Genomic DNA, 13,643 nt, shown 5'->3' with positions numbered 1-13,643 from the left:
ACCTTTCATGGCGGGAGGATAATCGATTCCAACAGCGATATCCCCTCCGGTATCGCCCCCTGATACTTTGTTGGAGTCTGCTTTATGTCCCTCGCCCCCGTCTGGTTTATCTCTCACGGCGCACCGGATCTGGTGCTGCGTGAGCAACCCGCCACCCGCTTTCTGCGAACCCTGCGTCTGGGTGAGCTCAAGGGGCTGGTGGTCATCTCCGCCCACTGGTTCAGCCGCGAGCTGCAGATCAACGTCGAGCCCAAACCGGCCTTGATGTACGACTTTTACGGCTTCCCCGAGCCCCTCTACCGGATGCGCTGGCCTGCCAGCAGCCCCGAGTGGCTGCAACAAGGGGTGAGCGACCAGCTGGCACTGGCCGGACTGACCGCCACCCCGGTGCGGCGCGAGCTGGATCACGGAGTCTGGTCGCCCCTATCTCTGATCGACCCAAACAGCGAGATCCCGCTGGTGCAGGTCTCCATTCCCGCGAGCTTCACCCCGGCCCAGTTGTGGCAGTTGGGAGAGGTGTTGGGGGCACTGCGCAGTCAGGGGATTGGCATCCTCGCCTCCGGCGCCATCACCCACAACCTGCGGGCGCTGGCACCGGAAGGCTCGCCAGTGCCGGAGTGGGCCAGCCTGTTTGTCGACTGGCTGGAGCAGAAGATGGCCGACGAGGATCGGCTGGCGCTGCTCGACTATCGTCGGCTGGCTCCAGGCGCGGTGGAGTCCCATCCCCACGACGATCATCTGCGCCCACTCTTTGTGGCGTTGGGGGCGGCCGATGGTGTGGCGCCGACCCGGCTGCACGAGAGCTGGGATGGCGGCAGCCTCTATATGGGGGCCTACCGCTTCGGCTGATAGCCTCTCAACAAGACCCCGCCAATTGGCGGGGTCTTGTTATTTACGGTGTAGTGATTTAGCCGAAGGCTCTCAGGGAACCACTACCCGGCTCTCGCCGCCGCCGAGGGCTTCGACCCTGATCTGCACGCCAATCCGCTCCACCAGCGTCTGGACGTGGGAGATGACCCCGATCTGGCGGCCGGCGGCTTGGAGGGAGTCGAGGCTGGCGAGCGCCAGATCCAGACTGTCCGGATCCAGGGTGCCAAACCCCTCGTCGATAAAGAGCGACTCGACCTGGGTCTGCCGTGACGAGAGGCTGGAGAGGGCCAGCGCCAGCGCCAGCGACACCAGAAAACTCTCGCCACCGGAGAGGGAGTCCACCGAACGCACCTCGTCCCCCATGTCGAGATCCACCACTTGCAGCGCCAGATCCGTGCCGGGTACCCGCTCCAGCCGGTAGCGGGGCGACAGCTCGGCGAGCTGGGCGTTGGCTTCCAGCAGCAGACGCTCGAGGGTGAGGCTCTGGGCAAAGGTGCGGAACTTGGCGCCGTTGGCCTGCCCGATCAGATCGCACAGCTGCTGCCAGTGGTCGGCCATCGCCTGCTGGGCGGCCAGCTCCTGTTGCAGGCTGCCTGCCTTGAGAGCGGCGGCTTCGGCCTGTGCCAGCTTGCTCTTGCACTCGAACAGCTGCTCTTCAAGGGCGCGACAACGGGCATCGAGTGCCGCCAGTTGGTCGCTCAGCTCTGCATCCGGCAGGGCGGCCAGCTCGGGGTGATGTTCCCGATAGCGATCCCGTTTGCTCTCCTCCAGCGCCAGCGCCCGTTGCCGCTCGGCAAGGCGGGTGCGCGCCTCGCCAACCGCATCCTCCAGCCCTTGCAGGGCAGTGCGGCGAGCCTTGAGTTCATCGGGGGTGATGGCGAGCAGGCGGCGAAGGTCATATTCGGCGATGCTGAGGGTACTGGCGTGGGCAGCCCAGCGGCCCAGCACCTCCCGTTTGCGGCGGCTGCTCACCTGCTTCTCCTGCTCCACATGGGTGAGACGGGTCTTGAGCTCGGTCTGCCGCTCGCGCAGGGCGCGGGCGCTCTGTTGCATCGCCTCCAGTTCGCTGGCGAGCTGCTGCAGTCGTTGCTGCCAGCGGCTCTCGACCTGCGGGATCTCCTCGCCATTCAGACAGGCGGCGCGGCTGGTGAGCAGCCCCTGCCGCTGCTGTTCGTGCTCCTTGTAGTCCCGCTCCAGCTTGTGCAGCAGCTCGCGCTGGGTCTGCAGGCGTGCCTCCTGCGCACTCAGTGCCGGGGTGAGGCTTGCGATCTCGCTGGCCAGCCGCTCCCACTCGCTCTGGCCGTGCAGCCAGGCTTCGCAGGCCTGCTGCCACTCGTGCCACTGTTGGCTGCCGAGCCACTGGCGCCAGGGTTGGCCAGCCATCTGCTCATCGAGACGGTTGCCCCCCTGTTCGAGGCGCTGGCGCAGGGTCGCTTCCTGCTCGCCCATTGCCTTCACTTCTCCTTCCAGCGCGATGCGCTGGCGATCGGCCTCCTGCCACTGCTGGTCAAACTGCTGGTGCTGGGCAGCCAACTGGCTAAGTTGCTGACGCACTCCCTGCAGCTGTTGTTGGCCAAGCTGGGCCTGACGCAGCTGCTGCTGGCTTTGGGCCAACCCCTGTTCCAGCGCCTGGCCACGGCCAAGCAGGGTGCTCATCAGCTCGTTCCACTCAATGGGGCTTTGGCGCAGCGGCAGCGGATGGCCAAGCAGGGTATCGCCCCCCAGCTGTTGCCAGCGCTGGGTCAGCTGCTCGGCGCGGGCTTCCAGCTCCGGCAGATGTTGCTGACGCACCGCCAGCTGGCGGGCCAGCTCCTGACGCTCGCTCTCGCACTGAATGTATTGATGATTGAGCCGCTCCCACTCCAGCTCCAGACTGCGGGTCCGTTCCGCCAGTTGACCAAGAATGCCGGCCACCTGTGGCTGGCTCTGGCTGTAGGGGTGCTCCCCAGAACCGCACAGCGGGCAAGGTTCGCCATCGCTCAGGATATGGCGATACTGCTCGAAACTGGCGATGGCGCGGGACTGCTCCAGCGCATGGCGCGCTTCATCCCGCTGCAGGGCGAGCCGCTCGCGGGCGGGGGCCAGCTCTTCGCTTAGGGTGGCGAGCTTGCCCAGCGCCTGCTCCAGCTGGGCAATCTCCTGCTGCAAGCGGCCATGCTGTTCGCCGTGGTTGCGGCCATAATCGGCCAGCTCCAGCAGCTGGCGCAGCTGACCCAGCTGTTCGGTTTGCTGCTGCCACTGCTCCTGCGCCTTGGCGAGGCGGCTCTCCCACTGCTGCTCCTGCAGCTCGTTCTGTTGCTGTTGCAGCCGAGCTTGTTCATGTTGCCAGTAGTCGCGCTCCTGCTGGCCTTGCTCCAGCTGGCGCTGCAACTGTTGCAGGGCGCGCAGCTTGTGATCCCGCAGGGTGAGCAGCTGTTGTAACTTGTCGGCATCCTCGGCCCAATCTTGCATGGCGGTGAGCAGGGGTTGCCACTGACGGGCCACCGGTGCCAGCTCCTTGTGCTCTTCGAGCCAAAGGCCCCACTGCTGGTGCTGCTGCTTGAGCAGTTCTACCTGTCGGCTCTGCTCGCGCCAGCCCTGCTCCAGCGTGAGTTGCACTTCTCGCTCCTGTGTCCCCTCCTGCTGGATCTTCTGCAACTGCTGCACTTTTTCCCGGATGCGGGTATCGAGCTCCTGCGCCCGCTTGAGTTCGGGTTGCAGGGCACCCCATTCCCGCTCGGCGGCGATCTTCTCCGCCAGCAACTGCTGTTCGGTCAGCGCGCTCTGCTGGGTCTGCTCCTCGAGTTTGGCCAGCTCCGGCCCCAGCTCGGCGATCACCTTCTCCTGCTGCTGTACCTCAAGGGTGAGGCGGGCCAGCTCGTCGTGATCGGCTCGGGCCACCTGGGCCTGTTCGGCACGGGCAAACTCCTCGCGCTCGGGGGCCGCGGCGCCGTGGGCCTGCAGGGCGGCATCGAGCGCCGCCTGTCCCTCGGCGCAGCCCTGCAGCTGGGCTGCAATGCGACTGTTGAGGTCGCGCAAGTCCTGCATCAGCAGCTGCTGTTGCTGCTCGTGCTTGAGGGTGGTGGAGAGGCTCACCTGCTGGCTTACCCACTGTTCGCGGGTCGCTTCATCCATCAGCGCCACGTCGCCGAGGCGCTGGGCGATGGTGGCCAGCTTCTGCTGTTCTTCCCGCGCCCGTTCATAGGTCTGGATGGAGATGGCAGAGTAGAGTTCGGTGCCGGTCATCCGTTCGAGCAGGGCGGAGCGCTCGTTGGCATCCGATTTGAGGAAGGCGGCAAATTCCCCCTGCGGCAGGATCACCGCGCGGCGGAACTGCTCCCAGGAGAGTCCCACCAGCTCGTCGATGCGATCCTGCAGCTCCCGCTTGCTGCCGGAGAAAACCTGCCCTGACTCCACATCGGTCAGGGTTCGCTCCTGCGCCTGAAAACGCCCCTCCGAGCGGTTTCGCGCCCGGCGCACCGCCCAGCGGGCCAGCCAGATGCGGCCATCGCAGCCACGAAACTGCACCTCGGCAAAGCCGCTGGCGTGACCGCGGCTGAGGATGCCGCGCACATCGTTGGCCTTGAGTTTCTCCTCGTCATCCATGCGGCCCACTTCGGCCACGTTCTTGCGATTGGCAATAAAGCGCGGCATCTCGTCGTAGAGGGCCAGACAAATGGCGTCGAGCAATGTGCTCTTGCCCGCGCCAGTGTTGCCGGTGATGGCAAACAGACCGGCGGCGCCGAGCGCCCCCCTGGTAAAGTCGATGGTGAAGGGGCCGGTCAGACTGGCCAGATTCTCACCTGACAGAGACAAGATTTTCATTGGTTTGACTCCTTCACCTGCTCCAGGATCTCTTCAAACGAGGCGACCAGTTGTGCTTCGGGTTCCCCCTCGAACTGGCGCTGATAGCAGAGGCGAAACACCTCGGTGGGGGAGAGCTCATCGAGCCTGCGCCGCTCGCGACCATCGGCCAGCCCTTCGCCCGAGCCCTGATACTGGGTGCTGATGCGGGCCAGACGCACCGGTTTGTCTGCGATTGCGGCGAGAATGCGCTCGCGGATGCGCGCTTCTGGCTTGGGCAGCAGCAGCCGCACTTCGAGGAAGGGTTGTGCCTCTTGTGGACAAGCAGGCAGCTCGAGCGATGCGATGGCTTGGAGTGCGTCGTCGAGGCTGCTCTGGGGCAGGCGGATCATCTCCACCGCGCGCGGTACAGGGATCCGCTCCAGCCCGGCCAGTTTCCCCTCTGAAAAGGTCACTTCCAGCACCTGATGGTTGTAGTTGGCTTCGGCCAGCGAAAGCGGCAGCGGCGAGCCGCTGTAGTGCACCCCCTCGGCCGGGCTCTGGGCCAGATGGAGGTGGCCGAGCGCCGTGTAGTCGGCACCGGCAAAGAGTTCGGCAGGCAGTGCGTGTTGGTTGCCGCCGAGCACCCGCCGCTCCGACAGCTCCGAGAGCTGGCCCGCCGCCAGATAGGCATGGCCCATGGCGATGAGCGGCAGACCCTCCCCGCAGCGGGCGCGCCCTTCGGCCAATACCTCGGCGTAGATTTGGCGTACCCCTTCGATCAGCCGGTCCTGCCCTTCTTCCAACGGCTCCACCCGCAAGTCGCTGCTGCGCAGGAACGGCACGGCGGCGCACCAGGCGGCAATGTTGCCCTCCTTGTCTTGCAGCGGTACCAGCAGGCGGTCGGTCTCGAGCTTGCCCTCACTGTCGCGACTGATGCTGCCCACCAGATGCAGATCAAAGGCGCGCAGCAGCTCGTGGGGGGCATCGAGCTTGGAGGGAGAGTCGTGGTTGCCGCCGATCAGCACCATGTTGAGGCGGGGCATTTCGGCGCGCAGCCGCGCCAGAAAACGGTAGAGTTGTTGCCAGGCGCTGGCGGGGGGATTGGCGGTATCAAACAGATCGCCCGCTACCAACAGGGCGTCGATCTCGCGCGCCTTGAGGGTGTCGCTCAGCCAGTCGAGGAAGGCATCGTGTTCAAAACGGCGGTCATGACCATGGAGTTGATGGCCAAGATGCCAGTCGGCGGTATGGAGGATTTTCATTGGAAAGCAGCCCGGTTGCAGGGATGGTGCCCGCGGCACCCGATGGAGACAAGATGAGGATGCCCCGTGCTTTTTTCAAGTAAAACAGCGGTCTGTCATCAGTTCATGCGGGTTCGCAGCACATCTTGTACTGGGGGTGACCGGTGAGGGGATCGGACTCTTCACCCTTGATGACGAAACCGTGGCGACGATAGAAACGTACCGCCTGATCGTTCTCGACGAAGACCCGGGCGTAGAGCGACGCCCCCTGACGCTTGGCCTCCTGCAGCAGGGCGTGGCCGACACCGCGACCCTGACGGTCGGGACGCACAAAGAGGGCGGCGAGATAGTTGTCCACCAGCGCCATAAAGCCGAGCAGATCGCCGCGCTCCTCAAACACCCAGATGGCGGCACGATCGAGATAGCGGGTACGCAGATCCTCCTGGGCCTGCCACCAGCAGGAGGCATCGACGAAATCGTGGGCCTGCAGGGAGGCCAGCAGCCAGATTTCGACGATCTCTTCCATATCTTCCGGGCGACTGGGCCGCAACATAAATCCATCCTTGGTAACAACTTGTACACTCGCAGTCTAGGGGAACTTGACGGCCGTTCAGGTGATATAAATGAGACCCTGTGAGGTCGATCGCCCTTTATTTAGCGAGAATGATTGGCTGATCACAAAGCGCCTCTCTAGTACAATGCCCGCCGGACAATCTAGAGACCGAGGACGCCATGTGGTTTAAAAACCTGCAGATTTATCGCTTTACCCGCCCCTTTGACCTGACCGTGGATCAGCTGGAAACCCAGCTGGAAGCCTGTGCCTTCACCCCTTGCGGCAGTCAGGACATCTCCCGTTTCGGGTGGGTCAAGCCCCTTGGCAAATTCGGCTCAACCCTGACCCACTCTGCCTCCGGCCACATCCTCATCTGCGCCCGCAAAGAGGAGAAGATGCTGCCCGGCACCGTGGTCAAGGAGATGCTGGCCGAGAAGGTAGAAGCGATCGAGTTCGAACAGGGACGCGCCCTCAAGAAGAAAGAGAAGGAAGCGCTGAAAGAGGAGATCCTCCACACCCTGCTGCCCCGTGCCTTCAGTCGTACCAGCCAGACCTTCGCCTGGATCAATCCGGCCGACAATTTAATGGTGGTGGATGCAGGTTCTGCCAAGAAGGCGGACGATCTGCTGGCGCTGCTGCGCAAATCCATCGGCTCCCTGCCGGTGGTGCCGGTGGCCCTCAAGAACCCGCCCGAGATCACCATGACCGAGTGGTTGAACGAGGGCAATCTGCCCGCCTCCTTCACTCTGGAAGATGAAGCCGAGCTGCGCAGTGCCATGGAGCACGGCGGCATCATCCGCTGCAAGCAGCAGGATCTGATGACGGATGAAATCAAGAACCACCTGGCCAACGACAAGCTGGTGACCAAGCTGGCCCTCAACTGGGGCGAGACCGTCAGCTTCGTGCTGGGGGATGATCTCTCCATCAAGCGGCTGAAATTCAGCGAAGAGCTGCGCGAGCAGAACGACGATGTCACCAGCGAAGATCCGGCCGCCCGTCTGGATGCCGATTTCGCGCTGGTCACCTCCGAGCTGTCCCAGTTTATCCCGGCGCTGTTTGCCGCCCTGGGTGGCGAAGAGCAGTCCATCTAACCGGACTTGCGTCTGTTTGGCCTCTGCCATCCCATCGTAAAAACCGCCTTCGGGCGGTTTTTTTATATCTATTGTGGATAGCCATTATTGATAGATGAGTAAGATATTGATCTCATTCAATAACTTGAGCTGTCAGCGCCAATCGTGACATAGTCCCTCTTCATGGTCATAAAACAGACAAGGAGAGTGTCATGTTGCGCAAACCTCTGGGGCTGGCTGTCGCCCTTGCCCTGCTGGCCGGTTGTGCCAGTGACAACGGCTTTCACTACACCCCGCCAGCCCAGACCCTGATCGCGCCGGAGGCGGCCAGTGGCTGGACTGACAAACAGGGCTGGCAGGGCCATGACTTCATGGTGGCGGCCGCCAACCCGCTGGCGGTGGATGCGGGCTACCAGATCATCAAGGCCGGTGGCAGTGCCGTCGATGCTGCCATTGCGGTGCAGCTGGTGTTGACGCTGGTGGAGCCGCAATCCTCCGGGATCGGTGGCGGAACGCTGCTGCTGGTGTGGGATGGCCGCAAGGTGAGTGCGGTGGATGGCCGCGAGACGGCGCCGGCTGCCGCCACTGACCAGCTGTTTATGCAAGATGGCAAGCCGCTGGCGTTTTATGACGGGGTGGTAGGGGGCCGCTCGGTCGGCGTTCCCGGCACCCTGCGCGCTCTGGCACTGGCCCATCAGCGTTATGGCAAGCTGCCCTGGGCTGCGCTGTTCGAGCCCGCCATCACGCTGGCAGAGCAAGGATTTGTGATAAGTCCACGGCTGGCTACATTGCTGGCCAAGGATCCTTATCTGGCACGGGATCCTGAGGCGCGAGCCTACTTCTATCAGGCGGATGGCAGCCCCAAAACGGCAGGCACCCGGCTGACCAACCCGGCGCTGGCCAAGGTGTTGCGCACCCTGGCCACGGAGGGGGTGGATGCCTTCTATCGGGGGCCGCTGGCGGATGCCATGGTGGCCAAGGTGCGCCAGCATCCCACCAATCCCGGGGTACTGGCGGCCACCGATCTGGCCAGCTATCAGGCCAAAGTGCGGGATGGCCTCTGCTTTGACTATCGCCAGAGCAAGGTCTGTGGCTTTCCCACTCCCTCGTCCGGCACCCTGGCACTCGGCCAGATCTTCGGCATGCTGGAGAGCCGCGATATGGCGGCCCTCAAGCCGATCACAACGAAGGAGGGGGGACTGGCTGCTTCCAGCGAGGCTATCCACCTCTACAGCGAAGCGGCGCGTCTCGCCTTCGCCGATCGCAACCAGTACGTCGCCGACAGCGATTTTGTCAGCGTGCCGGTGCAGGGGTTGCTGGACAAAGGCTATCTGGCCGAACGCGGCAAACTTGTCGGTCGGCACTCCATGGGGATTGCCAAGCCCGGTACGCCGCCACTGGCGCTGGCGCGGGGCAAGGATGCGACCCCGGAACTCCCCTCCACCAGCCATGTCTCGATCGTCGACAAGGCGGGGATGGCCATCTCCATGACCAGCTCCATCGAGGATGGTTTCGGATCGCGTCAGATGGTCAACGGCTACCTGCTCAACAACCAGCTCACCGATTTCTCTTTCACCTCGGTGGATGCCGCCGGTCTGCCGGTGGCAAACCGGGTGGAGCCGGGCAAGCGCCCTCGCTCCTCCATGTCACCCCTGCTGGTGTTTGACAAGCCAAGCGGCGAGCTGACCATGACGCTGGGCTCGCCGGGGGGCTCCGCCATCATCAACTACGTGGGCAAGACCCTGCTCGGTACCCAGGATTGGGGCCTGAACCTGCAACAGGCCATCAACCTGCCCAACTTTGGCAGCCGCAACGGCCCCACCGAGCTGGAAGCGGGACGCACCCCCATGTCGGTGGTCGAGGGATTGAAGGCGAGGGGACATGAGGTGGTACTGAATGAGCAAACCTCCGGCCTGCAAGGGGTTGAGCGCAATGCTGGCGGCTGGTTTGGCGCAGCGGATCCGCGTCGGGAAGGGATCGCCAAGGGGGAGTGAGGTTCCCATAGCAACAAGGCCAGCATAATGCTGGCCTTGTTGCTGATGGTGCGCTTACTGGATACCCAACAGCTCCACGTCAAAGATCAGGACGGGCGCTCAGTGGGATATTGCCACTGGAGCATCCTGCGCGGTTACTGGATACCCAGCAGCTCCACATCAAAGATCAGGACTGATCCCGGCGGGATTTTGCCCGCGGCGCGGTCGCCGTAGGCGAGGTTGGCAGGGATGTAGAAACGGGTCTTCTCACCTTCCACCATCAGCTGCACCCCTTCGGTCCAGCCAGCGATCACCTGATTGAGGCCAAATTCGATGGGCTCGCCACGGGCAACCGAGCTGTCAAAGACGGTGCCGTCCAGCAGCTTGCCCTCGTAGTGCACCTTCACCTTGCTGGTGGCGGTGGGGTGAACGGTGCCGGTGCCCGGGGTCAGCACTTCGTACTGCAGGCCGGAGGCGGTGGTGGTCACCAGCGGCTTCTCCTTGTTGCTGGCGAGGAACTCGGCGCCAATCCGCACGTTGTCAGCCGCCAGCTTCTTGTTGTTGCTGCTGGAGTAGAAGTAGTAGGCCACACCGGCGATGAGCAGCGCGATCAGTATGAATTTCATCGGTTTTTCCTGTTCCATGAAATGTAAAAAGTGCAATGAGGGCGCCATCTTATCGCGCACCGCTCCTGATGGCGAGCCACAGGGCGGGAGGATGTGAGCGGGCAGGCAAAGCTCGGAGACGCAGACGCAAAAAGGGGCGAGTCGGTGACTCGCCCCTTGTCATGGCGGCGGCGCTTACTTGGCGGCCACCATCATCAGGGCGGGCAGGGCGAAGAAGAGACCCGTCACATAACCCAGAGCCAGCAGCTTGTTCTCGCTGCCTACCCGGGCCAGCCCCTCGGCGGCGCGCACCGGCAGGTCGCGCAGGAAGGGGATGCCATAGATGATGACCACGGCAAAGAGGTTGAACAGCACGTGGACCAGCGCGATGGTCAGGGCCAGCTGGGCACCGGCTCCGCTGATGGCGGTGGCAGCCAGCAGGGCGGTAATGGTGGTCCCGATATTGGCCCCCAGGGTGAAGGGGTAGAGCTGACGGGTGCTGAACACGCCGCCGCCGGCCAGCGGGATCATCAGGCTGGTAGTGGTGGAGGAGGACTGCACCATGATGGTCACCAGCGCACCGGAAGTGATGCCGGTCAGCGGGCCACGGCCCAGCGCCTTGTGCAGCACCTCTTTGGCACGGCCAACCAGTACCTGTTGCAGCACTTTGCCGAGATAAGTGACGCAGGCGAGGATCAGCAGGATACCTATGACGATGGTCGCGATGGCGGCACCCTTGCCCGGCAGGAAGGCAACAGCGCTGTCAATCAGCTGCTGGGCCGGTGCGGTAAGCGGCTTCATGAAATCCATGCCCTTCATCGACATGTTGGCGGAGCCTACCAGCAGGTTGGCCAGCCACTCGGCGCTGTGTTGCAGCAGACCGAACATCAGCTCCAGCGGCAGGAAGATGAACACCGCCAGCAGGTTGAAAAAGTCGTGCACGGTAGCGGCGGCGAAGGCACGGCGGAACTCGGCGCGATCCCGCACATGGCCCATGGAGACGATGGTGTTGGTGATGGTGGTGCCGAGGTTGGCACCCATCACCATGGGGATGGCCATGCTGATGGGCAGGCCGCCAGCCACCAGACCGACGATCACCGAGGTGACGGTGCTGGAGGATTGCACCAGCGCGGTAGCGAGAATACCCAGCAGCAGGGCGACAAAGGGGTTGTTGGCAAAGGCGAAGATCTGGGCTGCGCCCTCGGCGCCGCCGGAGAAATCTTTGAAGCCGTGGGAGATGGCGCCCACGGCAACCAGGATCAGGTAGACCAGTACGATGACACTCATCCAGTTGAACAGGGCGCGGGTCGCGGGCGGCTGTGACAAGGAGTGATGGTGTTGCATAAAGCCTCTTGAGACGGTCGTTCCGTCTTGGGTTGTTGATGACCCGCGCATTTAATCAATGGTTAATGACAGAAATATGACAAGGTGACACTTTTATGATGGTTTTATGACTTGTGTTGGTGGTTTGCTCGCCAATAGATGATGGGGATGGCGAGAAATAGGGCTGTTGGCGTCATCCGCCCTGGCTGTTTCTTGCCGACCACGATGGGCAGGCAGCGCCAGAGTGGCAATAGTCGAGCCCCATATTCAGCCCGTCAAATAGCAAGAAGGGGAGCCATGGCTCCCCTTCTGTCTATCCGTTATCCGCAAAGGATCAGGCGTCAGCCGCTTCCTCGTACTGACGGAACGGGATACGGAACACCGCCAGACGCAGGAACAGATAGGTTGCGCCGAGGCCAGCCCAGATCAGGCCCAGCTCCAGCGAGCTTTGCTCCAGGTTGATCCACAGAGCACCGATGGTGGCGGCGCCGAGCAGCGGCATCAACAGGTAGATGAGGTGATCCTTGAGGGTCTTGTTGCACTTCTCGCGCACCCAGAACTGACCGATCACCGACAGGTTGACGAAGCTGAACGCCACCAGTGCGCCGAAGTTGACCAGCGCCAGTGCGGTATCCAGATCAAACGACACGGCGGAGAGGGCCAGACCGCCCACCATCAGCACGTTGATGGCCGGAGTGCGGTATTTCGGGTGGATGTAGCCAAACACCCGCTCCGGGATCATGCGGTCACGCCCCATCACGTAGAGGATGCGCGACACGCCGGCGTGAGCCGCCATGCCGGAGGCCAGTACCGCGACCGTGGTGCAGACCAGCACCACGGACTGGAAGAAGGTGCCGCCAACGTAGAGGGCGATCTCCGGCAGTACCGCATCCGGATGCTGGAAGCGGGCGAGGCTCGGGAAGTAGAGCTGCAGGCAGTAAGAGACCACCACGAAGATGATGCCGCCGATAAGGGCCGTCAGCACGATCGCCTTGGGGATCACCTTGCCGGCATTCGGGGTCTCTTCGGAGAGGGAGCTCAGACCGTCAAAGCCAAGGAACGAGAAGCAGAGGATGGTGGCACCGGTAAAGAGCGGCACCAGCTGTGCTGACTCGAAGTGGAACGGACGGCTGCTCATCAGGGTGCCAGCCCCTTCACCGTGGTAGATGCCCCACGCCATCAGGCCGATAAAGAGGGTGATGATGGCCAGTTGGATCACCACGATCAGACCGTTGAAGTTGGCCACCAGATTGATGCCGCGCAGGTTCAGGAAGGTCATCACGGTCACCAGACCGAAGATGAACACCCAGGGCTCGACGCCCGGGAACATGGCGGTCAGGTAGATCTTGGCCAGCAGAATGTTGATCATCGGCATGAACATGTAGTCGAGCAGGGATGACCAGCCGACCATGAAACCGACGTAGGGGTTGAACACCTTCTGGGCATAGGTATAGGCAGAGCCCGCAGAGGGGAACTTGCGTACCAGATGACCGTAGCTGAAAGCGGTGAGCAGGATGCCACCCAGAGCCAGCAGATAGGCGGTGGCGACCCGGCCATCGGTGATGTCACCGACGATGGCGAAGGTGTCGAAGACAGCCATGGGGGTCAGATAGGCCAGACCCATCACAATCACTTGTGTCAGGGTAAGGGTCTTGAGCAGCTTGGCGTTTTGCGATGCCATTACGCTTTCTCCTCAATCAGTGCCGCAGCACGTGCTTGCAACGAGCGCAGGGATACGATGGATTCGCAAGCCTGTACATCAAGGGCGCCGGGGAGGCGCATACCGGGCTGTACCGGCAGGAAAGCATTAAAACGCCCCATTGTTATCCTCTCAACGTCGGGAGATTGTTTGGCAATCTCGGATATCACTTCCGGAAATGTTCCGGCCTCTTGTGGTGGGTTTGTACTGCACTTCAAAATAGAAAAACCGATGTCGCAGTGAACATCGGTCCTTTATTGGCGGCGTATTGTGCATTCGGTCAGCCCCCTTGACAAGCAAAAAAGGGCGGATTAACGCATTTTTTTGCATACGCAGGGGGCGGGTAAGTGGTCACTCGCCCCCGGCAGCCGTCCCCGAGCCGCTCCCCCCTTTTCGGGGGGGAAGAGAACCCTGTCGTAACGTATGAAAAGTCGGCAAATTGGGGCTGCAGGGTGCATAGCGCCTCAACATTGATCCTGATCATATTTGCCGGCGTTCCCCCGGGCTCGAGTCCAGCGATCTTATCGGCTGGCGGGGGATGGGA

General features: G+C 62.7%; 10 protein-coding genes. 3 read left to right on the top strand and 7 right to left on the bottom strand.

The window, feature by feature from the left end; all coding sequences use genetic code 11:
- Positions 1-84: 84 nt before the first annotated feature.
- Complete coding sequence (locus G5149_RS05530) at positions 85-849, top strand: class III extradiol ring-cleavage dioxygenase (protein ID WP_337072348.1); 765 nt, start codon at positions 85-87, stop codon at positions 847-849.
- 72 nt (positions 850-921) lie between these two features.
- On the opposite strand, the gene G5149_RS05525 is transcribed toward G5149_RS05530, so the two are convergent.
- From G5149_RS05525 to G5149_RS05515, 3 genes are all read right to left on the bottom strand, one after another.
- Positions 922-4,674, bottom strand: a complete 3,753-nt coding sequence (locus G5149_RS05525) for an AAA family ATPase (protein ID WP_421211936.1) — start codon at positions 4,672-4,674, stop codon at positions 922-924.
- Positions 4,671-5,897, bottom strand: coding sequence for an exonuclease SbcCD subunit D C-terminal domain-containing protein (locus tag G5149_RS05520; protein WP_320545260.1), 1,227 nt, complete (start codon positions 5,895-5,897; stop codon positions 4,671-4,673). Before G5149_RS05520 ends, G5149_RS05525 begins: the two co-directional genes overlap by 4 nt.
- A gap of 103 nt (positions 5,898-6,000) precedes the next feature.
- Positions 6,001-6,429: a GNAT family N-acetyltransferase gene (locus G5149_RS05515; protein WP_216978334.1), complete on the bottom strand. Its 429-nt coding sequence runs from the start codon at positions 6,427-6,429 to the stop codon at positions 6,001-6,003.
- A 179-nt stretch (positions 6,430-6,608) separates the two neighbouring features.
- On the opposite strand from G5149_RS05515, the gene rdgC reads away from it, so the two are divergent.
- Positions 6,609-7,520: a recombination-associated protein RdgC gene (rdgC, locus tag G5149_RS05510; RefSeq protein ID WP_005350107.1), complete on the top strand. Its 912-nt coding sequence runs from the start codon at positions 6,609-6,611 to the stop codon at positions 7,518-7,520.
- 191 nt (positions 7,521-7,711) lie between these two features.
- The gene (gene ggt, locus G5149_RS05505) at positions 7,712-9,493 is read left to right on the top strand and encodes a gamma-glutamyltransferase (RefSeq protein WP_337072346.1); all 1,782 of its coding nucleotides are present in this window, start codon (positions 7,712-7,714) and stop codon (positions 9,491-9,493) included.
- A gap of 134 nt (positions 9,494-9,627) precedes the next feature.
- On the opposite strand, the gene G5149_RS05500 is transcribed toward ggt, so the two are convergent.
- From G5149_RS05500 to G5149_RS05485, 4 genes are all read right to left on the bottom strand, one after another.
- On the bottom strand, positions 9,628-10,098 hold the full coding sequence (locus G5149_RS05500) for an FKBP-type peptidyl-prolyl cis-trans isomerase (protein WP_005347462.1): 471 nt from the start codon (positions 10,096-10,098) through the stop codon (positions 9,628-9,630).
- Positions 10,099-10,272: 174 nt separating this feature from the next.
- Complete coding sequence (locus tag G5149_RS05495) at positions 10,273-11,421, bottom strand: sodium:phosphate symporter (protein WP_005359054.1); 1,149 nt, start codon at positions 11,419-11,421, stop codon at positions 10,273-10,275.
- A 313-nt stretch (positions 11,422-11,734) separates the two neighbouring features.
- A complete protein-coding gene (locus G5149_RS05490) occupies positions 11,735-13,081 on the bottom strand; it encodes an APC family permease (RefSeq protein ID WP_421211934.1) in 1,347 nt (448 codons plus the stop codon).
- The gene (locus G5149_RS05485) at positions 13,081-13,221 is read right to left on the bottom strand and encodes a hypothetical protein (protein WP_005338239.1); all 141 of its coding nucleotides are present in this window, start codon (positions 13,219-13,221) and stop codon (positions 13,081-13,083) included. Before G5149_RS05485 ends, G5149_RS05490 begins: the two co-directional genes overlap by 1 nt.
- Between the last annotated feature and the right edge of the window lie 422 nt (positions 13,222-13,643).

Source organism: Aeromonas sp. 600479 (assembly GCF_049175515.1).
Classification (GTDB): Bacteria; Pseudomonadota; Gammaproteobacteria; order Enterobacterales; family Aeromonadaceae; genus Aeromonas; species Aeromonas veronii_A.
This window is presented reverse-complemented; position numbering and strand designations above follow the sequence as displayed.

Excerpts from the sequence above, each read along its gene's own strand:
- rdgC (WP_005350107.1), top strand. The coding sequence starts at position 6,609 with ATGTGGTTTAAAAACCTGCAGATTTATCGCTTTACCCGCCCCTTTGAC.
- G5149_RS05530 (WP_337072348.1), top strand. The coding sequence starts at position 85 with ATGTCCCTCGCCCCCGTCTGGTTTATCTCTCACGGCGCACCGGATCTG.
- G5149_RS05525 (WP_421211936.1), bottom strand. The coding sequence starts at position 4,674 with ATGAAAATCTTGTCTCTGTCAGGTGAGAATCTGGCCAGTCTGACCGGC.
- G5149_RS05490 (WP_421211934.1), bottom strand. The coding sequence starts at position 13,081 with ATGGCATCGCAAAACGCCAAGCTGCTCAAGACCCTTACCCTGACACAA.
- G5149_RS05500 (WP_005347462.1), bottom strand. The coding sequence starts at position 10,098 with ATGAAATTCATACTGATCGCGCTGCTCATCGCCGGTGTGGCCTACTAC.
- G5149_RS05520 (WP_320545260.1), bottom strand. The coding sequence starts at position 5,897 with ATGAAAATCCTCCATACCGCCGACTGGCATCTTGGCCATCAACTCCAT.
- ggt (WP_337072346.1), top strand. The coding sequence starts at position 7,712 with ATGTTGCGCAAACCTCTGGGGCTGGCTGTCGCCCTTGCCCTGCTGGCC.
- G5149_RS05495 (WP_005359054.1), bottom strand. The coding sequence starts at position 11,421 with ATGCAACACCATCACTCCTTGTCACAGCCGCCCGCGACCCGCGCCCTG.
- G5149_RS05515 (WP_216978334.1), bottom strand. The coding sequence starts at position 6,429 with ATGTTGCGGCCCAGTCGCCCGGAAGATATGGAAGAGATCGTCGAAATC.
- G5149_RS05485 (WP_005338239.1), bottom strand. The coding sequence starts at position 13,221 with ATGGGGCGTTTTAATGCTTTCCTGCCGGTACAGCCCGGTATGCGCCTC.